Raw genomic sequence first — 16,995 nt, 5'->3', positions numbered from 1 at the left:
GCCTTCGGCAGCTTCTACGGGGTGTGATCCCTCTCCAGTAATCGCACGATCCTCGGCATCACACTGAATATCGCCAACGCCAGCAACGTACTGAACACCGCCGTCGCCTCTCGCCCCAACCCGGCCGAGACGCCGATGGCGGCGGTCATCCACAACCCCGCGGCGGTGGTCAGGCCTTTGACGTGCCCCTCGTCGCCCTCGTTGTTTTTCAGAATAGTCCCTGCGCCAAGAAAGCCGATCCCCGCGATCACACCCTGCACCACCCGGCTCATGGCATCGGCCTGCGAGCCGGACATTTGCGGCACCAGCACGAACAGCGCGGCGCCGAGGGCAACCAGCATGTGGGTGCGGACCCCGGCGGCCTTGCCCTTGTGCTCGCGTTCGAAGCCGAGAATCCCGCCCAACACCGCCGCCATCAGCAAGCGCACGGTAATGCGCGTCAGTTGTGAAGCGTCGCCAATGTCGGCGAACTCCGCTTGCAGGGTCACCCAAACCTCATGCCACCATGCGTTCATGGCGTTGTCCTTGTTAAAGGTCGTTTCAGGATGGACCGCGTCGACCATTAATCGGTTGCACAGAACGATGATCCTCGGCTGTGCCCTAACACCTTATAACCCGCAGAAAAAAGGACGCCTCCATGACTGTGCGCATCGAAAACCAGACCAGCTTCTTCATTACCGAGAACGGCGAAGAAATTCGTTTGTGTCCCGACGTCACCATCATTACCGACTCGGAAAAAGCCATGTCGGCGGTGGAACTCGACGGCCAGCGCATCTACATCACCGAAGCAGAAGCCGACGCATTGACCGTAGCAGGCGCAGTCGACGGGCGTAAGCATTTGAAGGCCACCGACAGTGATTCGGTGATTTGACTGACCCGGATCAACAACCCCCGCTGACGCTTGATATAAGCGCCTGCATCCCGCTGCAGCGGGTGCATCAACTTGTCGCAGGCAGCGGATCAATGTCCATCTGATCCGCTTTTTATTGCAATAGGTGAGTCTGTTATGCAAACAGATCGCCGCTCATAGTGCTCAGGCCTGATGGAGGCTGATGAGCGAAAGACCATGAGCGATAGAATCCCCGTCCGAATTGTTGAAAGTGCTTCGCCCGTTCAAAGCTATGAGCCTTCGCGTCCAAAGATGAAGGCCAAGTCCAGCGACAACCTGATCCACACCCGCAGCTTCACCGGCCTGTTCCGCACCCTGCGCATGAGCGGCGCGGGGTTTCTGTTTCTGCTGTTCTTTGGCACGGTGTGGTTGAACTGGGGCGGCCGCCAAGCGGTGCTCTGGGATCTTTCCGAGAGCAAATTCCACATCTTCGGTGCGACCTTCTGGCCGCAGGATTTCATCCTGCTGTCGGCGCTGCTAATCATCGCGGCGTTCGGTCTTTTTGCGATCACCGTGTTCGCCGGGCGAGTCTGGTGCGGTTACACCTGCCCACAGAGCTCCTGGACCTGGATTTTCATGTGGTGCGAGAAGATCACCGAGGGCGAACGCAACCAGCGGATCAAGCTGCAAGCCGCGCCCTGGGGTTTGAACAAACTGATCCGCCGCTCGGCCAAGCACACCTTGTGGCTGGCCATCAGCCTGTTGACCGGCCTGACCTTTGTCGGCTATTTCACCCCGATCCGGCCGCTGGCCGAGGAACTGCTGACCCTGCAGATGGGCGGCGTCAGCCTGTTCTGGGTGCTGTTCTTTACCGGCGCGACTTACATCAACGCCGGTTGGCTGCGTGAAGCGGTGTGCATGCACATGTGTCCGTATGCACGGTTCCAGAGTGTGATGTTCGACAAAGACACCCTGACCATCTCCTACGACGTCGCCCGTGGCGAAAACCGTGGCCCGCGCAAACGTGACGTGGCACCGGCTGAAGTCGGCCTCGGTGATTGCATCGACTGCCAGTTGTGCGTGCAGGTCTGCCCGACCGGCATCGACATCCGCGACGGCTTGCAGATGGAATGCATCGGCTGCGCCGCGTGTATCGACGCCTGTGATTCGATCATGGACAAAATGGGCTACGCCCGCGGGCTGATCAGCTACACCTCGGAGCATCAATTGCAGGGTGGCAAGACACATTTGTTGCGGCCACGTTTGATCGGCTACACCGCGGTGCTGCTGGTGATGATCGGTGCACTTGCCCTGGCGCTGGTGGAGCGGCCGATGGTGTCGCTGGACGTGAGCAAGGACCGTGGCCTGTTCCGCGAGAACAGTCAGGGGCAGATCGAGAACATTTACAGCCTGAAAGTCATCAACAAGACCCAGCAACGTCAGGATTACCGTCTGACCCTGGTCGAAGGCGACGGCTTCCTGCTGCAAGGCAAGACCGAACTGAGCCTGGCACCGGGTGAGATTGTGGATGTGCCGGTGTCGGTGGCAATGACCACGGAACGGCCGAGCAGCAGTTCGCAGACGATCAGCTTCAAGATTGTCGACAGTGATGAGCCAGAGATTTATAGCGTGGCGAAGAGTCGGTTTGTTGCGCCGATGAATCGTTGAGCCTTTAAGATGCGAAGCCAAAGATCTGACTGCCACCCTTTTTTAAATGAATGACACCCACCCCGGCACTCGATGAAACGCTACGAAAAATTCGCCGACGACATCGCTGAACTGATCCGCTCCGGCGTACTCGGCCCCGGCCAGCGTGTGCCATCGGTGCGCTACGCCAGCCAGACCTACGGGGTCAGCCCGTCCACGGTGTTCCAGGCCTACTACCTGCTCGAACGTCGCGGCCTGATCCGCGCTCGCCCGCGTTCCGGCTACTTTGTCAACGCACACGCGCCGAGCCCGTTCTCGGAGCCGGTGATCAGCAGTCAGGTCAACGAGTCCACCGAAGTCGACGTCAGCGAACTGGTGTTCTCGGTCCTCGACTCGATCAAGGACCCGAACACCGTGCCCTTCGGCTCGGCCTTCCCCAGCCCTACTCTGTTCCCGCTGCAGCGCCTGTCCCGCTCTCTGGCCAGCGCCGCCCGAGAGATGGACCCGCGCATGGTCGTCACCGACATGTCGCCGGGCAACCCGCAACTGCGTCGACAAATCGCCCTGCGCTACATGGTCGGCGGGCTGATGCTGCCCATGGAAGAACTGCTGATCACCAACGGCGCGCTGGAAGCGCTGAACCTGTGTCTGCAAGCGGTCACCGAGCCCGGCGATCTGGTGGCCATCGAAGCCCCGGCGTTCTACGCGTGCCTGCAAATCCTGGAGCGGCTGAAGCTCAAAGCCGTGGAAATCCCTGTGCACCCGCGCGATGGCATCGACCTTGGCGTACTCGCGCAAACCCTGGCACGGCACCCGATCAAGGCTGTCTGGTGCATGACCAGCTTCCAGAACCCGATGGGCGCGACGATGCCCGAGGCGAAGAAACAGGAACTGGTGGAGCTATTGCGCAACCATCAGGTGCCGTTGATCGAGGACGATGTCTACGCAGAGCTGTATTACGGCCAACAGGCGCCGAAACCGGCCAAGGCTTTTGATACCGAAGGGCTGGTGATGCACTGCGGTTCGTTTGCCAAAAGCCTGGCCCCTGGCTACCGCATCGGCTGGGTCGCCGCCGGGCGCTATGCGCAGAAGATCGAACGGCTGAAACTCATGACGTCGCTGTGCGCGTCAATGCCGGCCCAGGCGGCCATCGCCGATTACCTGCAACACGGCGGCTACGACCGGCACCTGCGAAAACTGCGCTATGCGCTTGAAGAACAGCAAAGCGCCATGCTCGCCGCCATCGCGCGCTACTTCCCGACCCAGACTCGCGTCAGCCAACCAGCCGGCGGCTATTTTTTGTGGCTGGAATTGCCACCGCAGATGGATTCGCTGAAGTTGTTTCAGATGGCGTTGGCGCAAGGGATCAGCATTGCGCCCGGGCCGATCTTTTCGCCGACCCAGCGCTTCAGGAATTGTATCCGCCTGAATTACGGCAGCCCCTGGGATGAGACGGCCGAGAAGGCGATGGAGACGTTGGGGCGGATTGTAAGGTCCTTCTGAATGATCGTTCCTACAGAGTGGGAACGATCAGTGCTAGCGCCCGCCGCCGAGATCAACAAAAGTACCGGTCGCATAGGAAGCCTTGTCCGACAGCAACCACACAATTGCTTCAGCCACTTCATCCGGCCGCCCACCCCGGGCCATCGGTATCGCCGATTCCAGTTTGCTGACCCGATCCGGATCGCCGCTCAACGCATGGAAATCGGTATAGATGTAACCAGGGCGCACGGCGTTGACGCGGATGCCTTCGCCGGCCACTTCTTTTGACAGGCCGATGGTGAAGGTATCGAGCGCACCTTTGGAGGCGGCGTAGTCGACGTATTCACTTGGCGCGCCCAGGCGTGAGGCCACCGAGGACACGTTAACGATGCTGCCACCCTGCCCGCCATGTTTGGGCGACATGCGCAGGATCGCGTGTTTGGCGCAGAGGATCGGCGCCAGGACGTTGGTTCTGAGGATTTTGAGAATACGGAATTCGGACATTTCATCGACTCGGGACTTATGCCCGACGGTGCCGGCGTTATTCACCAGTGCCGTGACCCGGCCCAACTCGGTGTCCACGCGGTGGAACAGCGCGATCACTTCATCTTCGATGCTGACGTCAGCGCGCACCGCGATGGCTTGCGCGCCCAGCGCCCGGACTTGCTCCAGCACCGTTTGCGCAGCCGATTCATCGGCCAGGTAGTTGATGCAGATCCGATAGCCTTGTTCGGCGGCCAACAGGGCTGTGGCGGCGCCGATACCGCGGCTGCCGCCAGTGATGACGATGACTTTGTCCATGCGAAATTTCCCCCATTCCAGCGTTAGCGGTCGGGGCCAAGAATAACCGTCATCGCCGGCTTTTGCATGGACTCACATCAATCACAGTGTTCTCAACTCACCGCCAATTGCTCTGCGCGGTGAATATCCACCATGAAGCGCTCGGCAGGCAGCGGGTGCCCGAGCAGATAACCCTGAAGCGAATCACAACCGAGTTGCGTCAGGAAGTCTTGCTGCGAGTCGGTTTCCACCCCTTCGGCGACGATCCGCAACCCCAACGCCTGACCGAGGGCGACGATGGCGGAAACGATGGCGGCGTCATCACTGTCGCGCTCCAGATCGCGGACAAACCCCCGGTCGATCTTCAGTTCGTTAGCCGGCAAGCGCTTGAGGTACATCAGGCTCGAATAGCCGGTGCCAAAGTCGTCGATCGACAGGTCGACACCCATTGTCGAAAGCTCCTGAAGCACCGTCATGCTCGCATCGGCATCGCTCATGGCGGTAGTTTCTGTGATCTCGAGGGTCAGGCTGTTGGCCGGCAACTGGTGAGTGGCCAAGGCTTTGGCGACGCTCTGGACCAGGCCTGCGTGGCAGAACTGCAGGGCTGAAAGGTTCACCGCGATGCGCCAGTCGGTATACCCGAGAACGTACCACTCGCGCATCTGACGGCAGGCTTCGTTGAGCACCCATTCGCCAATCGGAATGATCAGCCCGGTCTTTTCCGCCAGTTCGATGAACTTGTCCGGCAGCAGCATGCCCTGGGTCGGATGCACCCAGCGAAGCAACGCCTCGGCACCGACCGGCCGGCCATTGTTGGCATCGAACTTGGGTTGGTAATAGAGACTGAATTGCTGCTGATCAAGGGCGATACGCAAGTCCTGCAGCAATTGCAGCTGTTTGCGCGCGTTGCTGTTCATCGAGGCATCGAAGAAGCAATAGCCGTTTTTGCCGGCGCCCTTGGCGTGATACATCGCCGCGTCGGCGTTCATCAGCAACTCTTCGGCGGTTTCACCGTTACCCGGATAAATCGCGATGCCGACACTGGCGGAAATCTGCAAGTCATGTTCGCCGACCCGGAACGAACGCGCGATCAGCCCGACCTGACGGGCCGCCAGGTTCAATGCGTCATTCTGCTCGCCGAGTTGCACCAGCAATACAAATTCATCACCGCCGATCCGCGCCAGGGTGTCCTGGCTGCGCAAATCCTCACGCAGGCGCAAGCCGACGTCACGCAACAACAGATCGCCCATATGGTGCCCAAAGGCATCGTTGACCGGTTTGAAACCGTCCAGATCGATGAACATCAACGCGAAACAGCCGTCTTGCTCACGCACCATGGACATTGCCTGCTCGATGCGATCAGCCAGCAACACGCGATTCGGCAGGCCGGTCAGGGTGTCATGCAAGGCCAGTTGGGTCAGTTCGCGGTTGGCCTCGGTCAATGAGTGGGCGAGTTCTGCGGTTCGTGCCTCAAGGCGCGCATCGAGGATCGAGGTCAACAAGGCAAGACTCAACACCGCCAGGGTGGTGATCAGCACCAGATTGTCCAGGCCCTTGCCATTCAAGCCGCTGACGGCCGCGCCACAGAAGCTGCCGTCCGGGAAACGTGCCGCCGCCATGCCGGTGTAGTGCATGCCGACAATAGCAAGGCCCATGATCACCGCTGCACCGCCACGGATCAGGCCGACATAAGGTGTGTGTTGGCGCAGGCGGAAAGCGATCCATAACGCGGCGCCCGAGGCGACTACGGCAATCAGCAGCGAGGCGCCGAATAGCGTCGGATCGTAATCGATACCCGGCTGCATGCGCATGGCGGCCATGCCGGTGTAGTGCATCGCGCTGATCCCGGCGCCCATGACCAGCGCACCGAACGCCAATTGCCAGGCTGGCAATTGTGGCTGGCTGACCAGCCACAGGGCAAAGCCGCAGGACAGGATGCCAATCAGCAGCGACAGCAATGTGATGCCGACGTCGTAACCGAGGTCGATGGGCAATTTGAACGCAAGCATGCCGATGAAATGCATCGACCACACGCCAACCCCCATGGCAAAGGCGCCGCCCGCCGTCCATAAATACACGGCCCGGCCCTTGGCCGTGGAGATGCGTTCGGTCAGGTCGAGCGCGGTATAGGAGGCGAGAATCGCCACAAAAAGCGAGATGATAACCAGCGTGGGGGAGTAGCTACCGATAAGCATGAGACTTCTCGCGACTGCCCTCCGTACTGCTTCCATTCTCGGGGGGCAAATTGGGCGATTGTACTGATTGCGCAAAAGAACGCACTGACAAAATAAGCAAATGGCCATCAAGCCGATGAAACACTCGTTTTAAGGTTTCACATTAACTGACGATCATCGGAGCTGATGCCTACTCTTTTTCGCTCACTTGCAATGCCCCATCCCAGCCGCCACCCAGTGCCGCGATCAATTGCACGCTGGCAATCAACCGGCTCTGCAACAGGCTCAGCACGCTGCGTTCATTGTTCAACGCTGTGGCCTGAACGACCACCACGCCCAGATAAGCGATCACACCGGCCTTGTACTGGTTCTGGGTCAGACGCAAGGATTCTCGCGCCGCGTCCAGTGCTTCCTGGCGCACGCCCGCTTCGTCTTCCAGGACCTTGAGTTGCACCAGGTAGTTTTCCACTTCACGGAAGCCATCGAGCACGGTCTGGCGGTACTTGGCTACTGTTTCGTCGTAGGCCGCTTCGCTGCGGTCAACTTCCGCGGAGCGCTGGCCGCCGTCGAACAAGGTCATGGCCAATTGCGGTCCGACCGACCAGAAGCGGTTCGGCAAGCTGATCCAGTTGGCATAGGTGCTGCTGCTATAGCCACCGTTCAGACTCAGGGTGAAGTCCGGGTAATAGGCCGCCTTGGCCACACCGATGTTGGCATTAGCCGCCATCACCGAGCGTTCGGCGGAGGCGATGTCTGGGCGGCGCTCAAGCAATTGCGAAGGCAGGCTCAGCGGTATCTCGGGCAACGCAGGAATGTCTTTGCTTTCAGCCAGGCTGAACTCGGCCGGCGGTAGCCCGATCAGTACCGCAATGGCATTCTCGAATTGAGCACGCTGCCAGATCAAATCAACCATGTCAGCCTGGGTGCTTTTTAGCTGAGTCTGGGCCTGCGCCACAGCATCCTTGCCCGAGACACCGGCGCGATACTGGTTTTCAGTCATAGTCAGCGAGCGCTGATAGGCCTCGACCGTCGCTTCCAGCAGGCGTTTCTGCTCGTCGATCACGCGCAATTGCAGATAGTTCTGCACCAGTTCCGACTGCTGGCTCAAGCGCATCGCCGCCAAATCGGCAAAACTCGCCTCGGCGTTGGCGGTGTCGGCTTCAAGGCCTCGGCGCAGTTTTCCCCAAACGTCGGCCTCCCAACTGACTCCGGCCTGTGCGGTGTAAGTGTCGCGAATCCCGCTGGAAGAACTGGTCAGGCTCGAACTGCTGCTGCCGGTGCCCTGGCTGGAGCGGTTTTTCCCGACGGTCAGGTCCACGGTCGGAAAAAACGCGCCACGGGCACTGCGCACCAAGGCCTGGGCCTGACGGTACTGGGCTTCGGACTGCGCGACTGTCTGGTTGCCACTGTTGAGTTTTTCAATCAGGCCATTGAGCTGCTGATCACCATACAACTCCCACCAGGCGCCACGGGCCAGGGAATCGCCGGGTTTGGCCTGACGCCAGCCTGCCGCTTCTTTGTATTGCGCCGGCGCAGCCGCTTGCGGGCGCTGGTAATCCGGGCCGATGGCGCAAGCGCTGAGCATCGCCACGCACAGCGCCAGGCTCAGCAAACGCGAGCCTCGGGCCGTTACCAGCGGTGCAGCCAGAGTGATAAGCGAACGGTCAGTCATAGCGGAGTTTCCAGAGCAGCATCGGTACGCACCCCACGCCAGTGGTTGAAGCGATGGCGCAGTTTGTCGAGATAGAGGTAAACCACCGGGGTGGTGTAAAGGGTCAGCACCTGGCTGAAGATCAGCCCGCCGATGATGGTCAGGCCCAGCGGCTGACGCATTTCCGCACCTTCGGCGCGGCTCAGCAGCAACGGCAACGCGCCGAGGATCGCCGCCAGGGTGGTCATCAGAATGGGACGGAGGCGTTGCAGGCAGGCGCTGCGAATCGATTCCAGCGGTGCCATGCCCTGATGCCGTTCCAGCTGCAAGGCCAGGTCGATCATTAGAATGGCATTTTTCTTCACCACGCCGATCAGCAGGAACAGCCCGAGCAACGAGATAAGGCTGAACTCACCGCCCAGCGCATAGATCGACAGCAACGCGCCGACCCCGGCCGACGGCAAGGTCGAGAGAATGGTCAGCGGATGGATGTAGCTTTCATACAGCACACCGAGCACCAGATACACCGCCACCAGCGCCCCAAGAATCATCCACGGTTGGCTCTTCTGGGTCGCGGCGAAGGCGTCGGCGGTGCCGGCCATTTTCACGATCACGTCTTCCGGCATACCCAGTTTGGCGATAGCCCGCTCGATGGCCGCCGTGCCCTGCTCCACCGTCACGCCTTCGGCCATGTCGAAGGAAATGCTCTCGGAGGCGAACTGACCTTCGTGGCTGACGCGGTCGTCTTCCAGACTGTTTTCGTAATGAGCGATGGTCGAGAGCGGAATCCGCGCACCGTCGGCGGTGATCACCTGAACCTGTTTGAGGGTGATCGGGTCCTGGGCATATTTGGGATTGACCTCCATGACCACCTGATACTGGTTAAGGCTGTCGTAGATCGTTGAAATCTGCCGCTGGCTGTAGGCGTTATTCAGCACCGCGGTGACCATGTCCATGTCGACGCCCAGGCGTTTGGCCTGATCACGATCGACAATCAGCGTCACTTGCTGCGCGCCACGGCCTTCGCGGGCATCAATCGCCGTCAGCTCCGGCAAAGCCTTGAGTGCGGTGACGACTTTCGGATACCACTCGCGCAATTCGCCAAGGTCGGCGCTTTGCAGGATGTAGGAATACTGCGACGTGGTCTGTTCACGACCGCCACCAAACTGCAGGTCCTGATCGGCCATCAGCATCAGCTGCGCACCGGCGACCTTGGGCATTTCCTTGCGCAGGCGTTCAATGACCTTTTGCGCAGAAATATTGCGTTCGTTGATCGGTTTCAGCCGCACCAGCATGAAGGCGTTGTTGGTGCCGTTGGTGCCGCCGATGAAGCCGGCGACGCTTTGCACCGCGTCATCCTTGAGCACGGCACGGCGGAAGGTTTCCATTTTCGGCTGCATCACGCTGAAGGACAGCCCGTCGTCGCCGCGCACGAAACCGATCAGTTGACCGGTATCCTGCTGAGGTAGAAATGTCTTAGGAACAACGACATACAGCGCAATATTAACGCCAACTGTCACGATAAGACTGAGCAAGGTCAACCGGCGATGACGCAGCACCCAGTCGAGGCTTGTGGCGTATTTGCCGACCATCCACTCGTTGGCGCGCTGACTCCAGCGCTGCAAACGGTTTTCCTCACCCGGCGTATGCGGCTTGAGCCAGCGAGCGCAGAGCATTGGCGTGAGCGTCAAGGAGACCAGCAGCGACACCACGATGGACGCCGCCAACGTGATGGAAAACTCGCGAAACAGGCTTTCGACAATCCCGCCCATGAACAGGATCGACAGGAACACCGCCACCAGCGAGACGTTCATCGACAGCAAGGTGAAGCCGACTTCCTGCGCCCCGAGGTACGCGGCCTTCATCGGCGGTACGCCTTTGTCGATGTGCCGCGAAATGTTCTCCAGCACCACAATGGCGTCGTCCACCACCAACCCAGTGGCCAGAATCAGCGCCATCAGCGACAGATTGTTCAGGGAGAATCCGTAGAGGTACATCACCGCAAAGGTGCCGACCAGCGACACGGGCACCGCAAGGGTCGGAATCAACGAGGCGCGGAAGTTACCGAGGAACAGGAATACCACCAGAATCACCAGTGCCACGGCAATCAGGAGGGTCATTTCCGCTTCGTGCAAGGTCGCCTTGATCACCGGCGACCGGTCCATCGCCACGTTCAGCTTCACGCTGGCCGGCAACACCGCCTGCAACGCCGGCAGTTGAGCCTTGATTTCGTTGACCGTCTCGATGATGTTGGCGCCAGCCTGGCGGTTGATCACCAGCAGTACCGCCGCGTCGTTGTTGAAGAAACCGCTGTTGTAGCGGTCTTCGACGCCGTCGCTGACCTTGGCCACATCCTTCAGGCGCAGGGCCGCGCCGTCCGCGTAGTGAATGATCAGCGACTCGTAATCCTTGGCTTTTTCCAGTTGATCGTTGGCCTGAACCTGCCACAGCCGCTGGCTATCTTCGACCGACCCTTTTGGCCTGCGCACGTTGGCGTTGGCGATGGTGTTGCGCACATCGTCCAGCGCCACGCCGTATTGGTTGAGCGCCTGCGGTTCGAGTTCGATGCGCACCGCCGGCAGGGAACTGCCGCCGATCTGCACTTCGCCGACACCCTGCACCTGAGACACGCTCTGGGACAGAATCGTCGAGGCCAAATCGTAGAGCTGGCCTTTTTCCAGCACGTCGGAGGTCAACGACAGCACCATGACCGGCGCCTGGGACGGGTTGACCTTCTTGTAGGTCGGCATGCTGCGCATCCCGCTCGGCAGCAGGTTGCGCGAAGCGTTGATCGCCGCCTGCACTTCCCGCGCCGCGCCGTTGATGTCGCGGTCCAGGTCGAACTGCAAAATCACGCGGGTCGAGCCCTGGCTGGAGCGGCTGCTCATGGTGTTGACCCCGGCGATGGCGCCGAAGGAGCGTTCCAGCGGCGTGGCCACGGTCGAGGCCATGACCTCCGGGCTCGCACCGGCCAGACTCGCCTGAACCACGATCACCGGGAAGTCCATCTGCGGCAACGGCGCAACCGGCAACAGCCCGAAGCTCACACCGCCCAGCAGCATGATCGCCAGGCTCAGCAACATCGTCGCCACCGGTCTCTTGATGAAAGGTCCGGACAGGTTCATGGCTGTTCCGCCGCTTCCACGGCTTCAGGCTTGCGCCCCCAGCGCCGACCCAGGCGGTCGAAGTACAGGTAGATGACCGGAGTGGTAAACAGCGTCAGCACCTGACTCACCAACAAGCCACCCACCATCACCAGACCCAACGGTTGCCGCAGTTCCGCGCCGGAGCCGGTCGCCAGCATCAGTGGCACCGCGCCGAACAACGCGGCCAGTGTGGTCATCAGAATCGGCCGGAAACGCAGCAGCGCCGCCTGGTAGATCGCCGTTTCCGGGTCCATGCCCTGATTGCGTTCTGCGTCGAGGGCGAAGTCGATCATCATGATCGCGTTCTTTTTCACGATGCCGATCAACAAAATGATGCCGATGATCGCGATCATGCCCAGGTCATTCCCGCTCAACAGCAGCGCCAGCAAGGCGCCGACCGCCGCCGAGGGCAAGGTCGAGAGAATGGTGATCGGGTGGATGTAACTCTCGTAAAGCACACCAAGCACGATGTACATGGTGACCACCGCCGCCAGAATCAGCAGCAAGGTGCTCGACAGCGACGCCTGGAATGCCTCGGCCGCGCCCTGGAACTGGGTCTGCACGCCGATCGGCATGCCGATGTCTTTCTGCACCTGGTCGATGATCTCCACCGCATGCCCCAACGCCACACCGGGCGCGAGGTTGAAGGACATCATCACTGCCGGGAACTGACCGATATGAGTGATCGCCAGTTGGGCCTGACGCTCCTCGATGTGCGCCAGACTGGACAGGCGCACTTGCCCGCCGTCGGTGGTTTTCACATGAATCTGATTCAGCGCTTCCACACCGATTTTCTCGCCGGCCTGCGATTGCAGCACCACGCGGTATTGGCTGGCCTGGGTGTAGATGGTGGAAATCTGCCGCTGACCGAAGGCGTCATACAGCGCATCGGTGATGTTCGACACCGACACGCCGACACGCGACGCCGCGTCGCGGTCAATCACCAGATAGACCTGCAAGCCCTTGTCCTGCAAATCGCTGGCGACGTCGGTCAGCTCTGGCCGTTGGGCCAGGGCTTCCACCAGACGACCGCTCCACAGACTGAGCAGCTCGGAATCCGGCGACGACATGCTGAACTGGTATTGAGTCCGGCTGACGCGGTCTTCGATGGTCAGGTCCTGCACCGGTTGCATGAACAGGCGAATGCCGATGAGTTTGTCCAGTTCCGGTTGCAGACGTGCAATCACCTCGGTGGCGCTCAGGTCGCGATTGCCGTGGGATTTGAGGTTGATCAGCAGACGACCGCTGTTCAGCGTCGAGTTGTCACCGTCGACGCCGATGTAGGACGACAAGCTCTCCACCGCCGGATCCGCCAGGATCACTTTGGCCAGTTCCTGCTGACGTTCACTCATGGCCGCAAAGGAAATCGACTGCGGCGCCTCGGAAATTCCCTGGATCACCCCGGTGTCCTGCACCGGGAAGAAGCCCTTGGGCACCACCAAGTAGAGGAACACGGTCAACGCCAGCGTGCCGATGGCCACCATCAAAGTCAGCGGTTGATGCTTGAGAACCCACTTTAACTTGCGCCCGTAAGCCGCGATCATCCAATCAATTGTGGCGCCGCTGGCCCGGTAGAAACGGCCCTGTTCTTCTTCCTTCGGTTCACGCTTGAGCAACCGCGCGCACATCATCGGCGTCAGGGTCAGGGACACCACCAGGGAAATCAGGATCGCCACCGCCAGGGTGATGGCAAACTCACGGAACAGCCGCCCCACCACGTCGGCCATGAACAGCAACGGGATCAGTACGGCGATCAGCGACAGGGTCAGGGAGATCAGCGTGAAGCCGATCTGCTTGGCACCCTTGAGCGCCGCATTCAGGGGGCTGTCGCCCTCTTCGATAAATCGGGAAATGTTCTCCAGCATGACGATCGCATCGTCCACCACGAAACCGGTGGCGATGGTCAGTGCCATCAGGGTCAGGTTGTTGACCGAGAAACCCGCGAGGTACATCACGCCGAAGGTGCCGATCAGCGACAGTGGGACCGCGACCGACGGAATGATCGTGGCGCTGGCCCGCCGCAGGAAAAGGAAGGTCACCATCACGACCAACGCAATGGCGATCAACAATTCATGCTGCACGTCGGTGACCGAGGCGCGGATGGTCTGGGTGCGGTCGGTGAGTACGGTGACGTCGAGACCGGCCGGCAGGTTGTCGGTGATGCTCGGCAACAGGGCTTTGATCCGGTCGACCACTTCAATGACGTTGGCACCGGGTTGACGCTGGATGTTCAACAGCACGGCCTGATTTTCATTGGCCCACGCTGCCAGACGTTCGTTTTCCGCGCCATCGACGATCTCCGCCACGTCCTTGAGCCGCAACGGCGCGCCGTTAACGTAGGCAAGAATCAGGTTGGCGTAGTCCTTGGGCGAGGTCAGTTGATCGTTTGCATCGAGCATCGACACCCGGGTCGGGCCGTCGAAGTTGCCCTTGGGCTGGTTGACGTTGGACGCGCCGATCAAGGTGCGTACGTCCGACAGGTTCAAGCCATTGGCCGCCAGGGCTTCCGGGTTGACCTTGATCCGCACGGCCTGACGCTGGCCGCCGGCAATGCTGACCATGCCGACGCCGCTGATCTGGGCAATTTTCTGCGCCATGCGCGTGTCGACCAAGTCATTGAGCTTGGGCAGCAGCATGGTCTTGGAGGTGATGGCCAGGGTCAGCACCGGGGTGTCCGCAGGGTTGACCTTGTTGTAAACCGGCGGTGCCGGCAGGTCCTTGGGCAGCAAATTGGTCGCGGCGTTTATTGCCGCCTGCACCTGCTGCTCGGCGACGTCCATGTTGATGTCGAGGCTGAAACGCAGGGTCAGCACCGAAGCACCGCCGGAACTGGTCGAGGCCATCTGGGTCAGGCCGGGCATCTGCCCGAATTGACGCTCAAGGGGCGCGGTCACGGCGCTGGTCATGACATCCGGGCTGGCACCGGGGTACAGCGTCATGACGCGGATGGTCGGGTAATCGACCTGAGGCAATGCCGACACCGGCAACAGCCTATAGGCGATCACGCCGGCCAGGATAATGGCCAGCATGCTCAGGGTCGTGGCGACCGGGCGAAGGATGAACAGCCGCGAGATGTTCATGCGCCGCCCTTTTTCGCCTTGTCGGTGGTCGCAGGCTCAGTCGAGCTGGCCGCCGACTTGCCTTGCAGGTGGCCGGTCGGGGCGGTCGGTACATCCTTGGTGTCGTTGACCACTTCGACTTCGCTGCCTTCCTTCAAGCGGTCGGTGCCTTCAAGGACCACGCGATCCCCAGGGGCCAGGCCTTCGGTAATCACGGTGTTCTCACCATCACTGGCGCCGACTTTCAACTGACGAATCACGACTTTCTTGTCGCCGTCCAGGGCGTAGACAAACGTACCGTTGGTGCCGAACTGAATCGCTGCCGAAGGTGCGAGCACCACGTCTTTGAGGGTGTCGGCCAGCAGGTGGACGTTGACGAACTGGTTCGGGAACAGCGCTTGGTCGCGGTTCTCGTAGCGTGCCTTGAATTTCAGGGTGCCGGTGGCGACGTCGATCTGGTTATCCAGGCTCTGCAAGACGCCGGTGGCCTGCAACTTGGTGTCGCCGCGGTCCCAGGCTTCGGCGGGCAGTTTGGCGCCGGAGCGATAACGGGCCAGCACGGTTTCCAGGCTGTTTTCCGGCAAGGTGAAGGCGACGCTGATCGGTTGGGTCTGGGTGATGATCACCAGTGCGGTGGTGTCGTTGGCGGCCACCAGGTTGCCGACATCCAGCTGACGCAAGCCCACACGCCCGGCAATGGGGGCGCGGATCTTGGTGAATTCCAGGTTGAGCTTGGCGTCGTTGACCGCCGCCTGATTGGTTTTGACCGTGCCCTGATACTGGCCCACCAGCGCTTCGGCGGTGTCCAGGGTCTGCTTGGCGATACTGTCTTCGCGATACAGGCCGCGATAGCGCTCCACATCGACCAGGGCGTTTTTCAGTTGTGCCTGGTTCTGCAGCAACGTGCCTTCGGCCTGAAGCAAGGCGTTCTGGTAAGGACGCGGGTCGATTTCAGCCAGCAGATCGCCCGCCTTGACCATCTGTCCTTCCTCGAATGAGATCTTCATCAGCTCACCACCGACGCGGCTGCGCACATTGATGGTGTTCAGCGCCGTCACGGTGCCCAGCGCCTTGTAGTACAGCGGGAAGTCACCCTTGACCGCAGGCGCGACACGCACTGGAACGGGCCCGGTCGCCCCGCCGAAACCCGGACGCATCCCCCCCGACCTTCCGGTATGCCCGGCAACGGCCTTTTGCCCTGCGCCCTCTTTTTGGACAGTGCCGGCGGGCCAGAATTTCCAGCACAGGCCAGCGATGACCAACAGGACAAGCAGGCCAAACAGCCAGCGACGGGGACTACGGGAAACGGAGGATTGCATGGAATGATCAACCATTGGGCGCGTGGGCTTCTTCTACAGGAGGCTGAACGATAAGCACTGGCGGGTATTAAGCAAAGCGGCTTTACCGGCAATTTACCTTCGGCTTACGTAACAGGAGATTTATCTAAGACACTGAAGCACAAATGAAAACGGCCTGGACAGTGCCAGGCCGTTAACAAATGTAAAAGCTGCTTACTTCAGAACAGCGAGCGCTGCTTCGTAATTCGGCTCTTGAGCGATTTCGCTGACCAGTTCGCTGTGCAGAACGTTGTCGTTTTCGTCCAGAACCACGACGGCACGGGCCGTCAGGCCTTTGAGCGGGCCGTCAGCGATGGCAACGCCGTAGTTCTCGATGAACTCGGCACCGCGCAGGGTCGACAGGTTCTGTACGTTTTCCAGGCCTTCGGCGCCGCAGAAGCGAGCTTGAGCGAACGGCAGGTCAGCGGAGATGCACAGCACGACAGTGTTGGCGACATCGTTGGCCTGGGCGTTGAACTTGCGAACCGAAGTGGCGCAGGTCGGGGTATCGACGCTTGGGAAGATGTTCAGCACTTTGCGCTTGCCGGCGAAGCTCGCCAGGGTCACGTCGGACAGATTGCCGGCAACCAGGGAAAAGGCTGGCGCCTTGGAACCGGCTTGTGGCAGTTGGCCGTTGACTTGAACCGGGGAGCCTTTAAGAGTGACTTGAGCCATGAACGGAGTCCTTCTGAACGTTGTTGTAGAGAATTTTGAAGAGGCCGAAGTTAACCACGAAATGGCCCGACGACCTATGCCCAGATACAAATTGTGAAGTGTCGCCCCCTAAATTGGATACAACTCTAACAATCAACACAAACCTGTGGGAGCGAGCTTGCTCCGGGCGGCGTTCCGACGATAGCGGACTAACATTCAAAATGGGTGTCGACTGG

General features: G+C 60.4%; 11 protein-coding genes. 3 read left to right on the top strand and 8 right to left on the bottom strand.

What is annotated here, in order from left to right; all coding sequences use genetic code 11:
• Positions 1-14: 14 nt before the first annotated feature.
• A complete protein-coding gene (locus MO767_RS25805) occupies positions 15-515 on the bottom strand; it encodes an MgtC/SapB family protein (RefSeq protein WP_129443892.1) in 501 nt (166 codons plus the stop codon).
• A 122-nt stretch (positions 516-637) separates the two neighbouring features.
• Between MO767_RS25805 and MO767_RS25800 the strand changes: the two genes are divergently transcribed.
• The 3 genes from MO767_RS25800 (at position 638) to mapR (ending at position 3,979) form a co-directional block, all read left to right on the top strand.
• A complete protein-coding gene (locus tag MO767_RS25800) occupies positions 638-871 on the top strand; it encodes a DUF3203 family protein (RefSeq protein WP_282482834.1) in 234 nt (77 codons plus the stop codon).
• A gap of 195 nt (positions 872-1,066) precedes the next feature.
• On the top strand, positions 1,067-2,497 hold the full coding sequence (gene ccoG, locus MO767_RS25795; RefSeq protein WP_282482833.1) for a cytochrome c oxidase accessory protein CcoG: 1,431 nt from the start codon (positions 1,067-1,069) through the stop codon (positions 2,495-2,497).
• 72 nt (positions 2,498-2,569) lie between these two features.
• On the top strand, positions 2,570-3,979 hold the full coding sequence (mapR, locus tag MO767_RS25790; RefSeq protein ID WP_282482832.1) for a GntR family transcriptional regulator MpaR: 1,410 nt from the start codon (positions 2,570-2,572) through the stop codon (positions 3,977-3,979).
• A gap of 33 nt (positions 3,980-4,012) precedes the next feature.
• Here the strand turns inward: mapR and MO767_RS25785 are convergent, their stop codons facing one another.
• From MO767_RS25785 to tpx, 7 genes are all read right to left on the bottom strand, one after another.
• Positions 4,013-4,759, bottom strand: coding sequence for an SDR family oxidoreductase (locus tag MO767_RS25785; protein WP_149415723.1), 747 nt, complete (start codon positions 4,757-4,759; stop codon positions 4,013-4,015).
• 92 nt (positions 4,760-4,851) lie between these two features.
• Positions 4,852-6,933, bottom strand: a complete 2,082-nt coding sequence (locus MO767_RS25780; RefSeq protein ID WP_282482831.1) for an EAL domain-containing protein — start codon at positions 6,931-6,933, stop codon at positions 4,852-4,854.
• A 169-nt stretch (positions 6,934-7,102) separates the two neighbouring features.
• Positions 7,103-8,584: an efflux transporter outer membrane subunit gene (locus tag MO767_RS25775; protein ID WP_282482830.1), complete on the bottom strand. Its 1,482-nt coding sequence runs from the start codon at positions 8,582-8,584 to the stop codon at positions 7,103-7,105.
• Positions 8,581-11,688: an efflux RND transporter permease subunit gene (locus MO767_RS25770; protein WP_282482829.1), complete on the bottom strand. Its 3,108-nt coding sequence runs from the start codon at positions 11,686-11,688 to the stop codon at positions 8,581-8,583. Before MO767_RS25770 ends, MO767_RS25775 begins: the two co-directional genes overlap by 4 nt.
• Entirely contained in the window at positions 11,685-14,789 is a 3,105-nt protein-coding gene (locus MO767_RS25765; protein WP_282482828.1) for an MdtB/MuxB family multidrug efflux RND transporter permease subunit, read from the bottom strand. Before MO767_RS25765 ends, MO767_RS25770 begins: the two co-directional genes overlap by 4 nt.
• Positions 14,786-16,102, bottom strand: coding sequence for an MdtA/MuxA family multidrug efflux RND transporter periplasmic adaptor subunit (locus tag MO767_RS25760; RefSeq protein WP_282482827.1), 1,317 nt, complete (start codon positions 16,100-16,102; stop codon positions 14,786-14,788). Before MO767_RS25760 ends, MO767_RS25765 begins: the two co-directional genes overlap by 4 nt.
• Positions 16,103-16,279: 177 nt before the next feature.
• A complete protein-coding gene (gene tpx, locus MO767_RS25755) occupies positions 16,280-16,780 on the bottom strand; it encodes a thiol peroxidase (protein WP_282482826.1) in 501 nt (166 codons plus the stop codon).
• Positions 16,781-16,995: the final 215 nt, after the last annotated feature.

The organism is Pseudomonas sp. UYIF39, from assembly GCF_029963765.1.
Lineage (GTDB): Bacteria > Pseudomonadota > Gammaproteobacteria > Pseudomonadales > Pseudomonadaceae > Aquipseudomonas.
This window is presented reverse-complemented; position numbering and strand designations above follow the sequence as displayed.

Coding starts and splice junctions, on each gene's coding strand:
- MO767_RS25805 (WP_129443892.1), bottom strand. CDS start 515: ATGAACGCATGGTGGCATGAGGTTTGGGTGACCCTGCAAGCGGAGTTC.
- MO767_RS25800 (WP_282482834.1), top strand. CDS start 638: ATGACTGTGCGCATCGAAAACCAGACCAGCTTCTTCATTACCGAGAAC.
- ccoG (WP_282482833.1), top strand. CDS start 1,067: ATGAGCGATAGAATCCCCGTCCGAATTGTTGAAAGTGCTTCGCCCGTT.
- mapR (WP_282482832.1), top strand. CDS start 2,570: ATGAAACGCTACGAAAAATTCGCCGACGACATCGCTGAACTGATCCGC.
- MO767_RS25785 (WP_149415723.1), bottom strand. CDS start 4,759: ATGGACAAAGTCATCGTCATCACTGGCGGCAGCCGCGGTATCGGCGCC.
- MO767_RS25780 (WP_282482831.1), bottom strand. CDS start 6,933: ATGCTTATCGGTAGCTACTCCCCCACGCTGGTTATCATCTCGCTTTTT.
- MO767_RS25775 (WP_282482830.1), bottom strand. CDS start 8,584: ATGACTGACCGTTCGCTTATCACTCTGGCTGCACCGCTGGTAACGGCC.
- MO767_RS25770 (WP_282482829.1), bottom strand. CDS start 11,688: ATGAACCTGTCCGGACCTTTCATCAAGAGACCGGTGGCGACGATGTTG.
- MO767_RS25765 (WP_282482828.1), bottom strand. CDS start 14,789: ATGAACATCTCGCGGCTGTTCATCCTTCGCCCGGTCGCCACGACCCTG.
- MO767_RS25760 (WP_282482827.1), bottom strand. CDS start 16,102: ATGGTTGATCATTCCATGCAATCCTCCGTTTCCCGTAGTCCCCGTCGC.
- tpx (WP_282482826.1), bottom strand. CDS start 16,780: ATGGCTCAAGTCACTCTTAAAGGCTCCCCGGTTCAAGTCAACGGCCAA.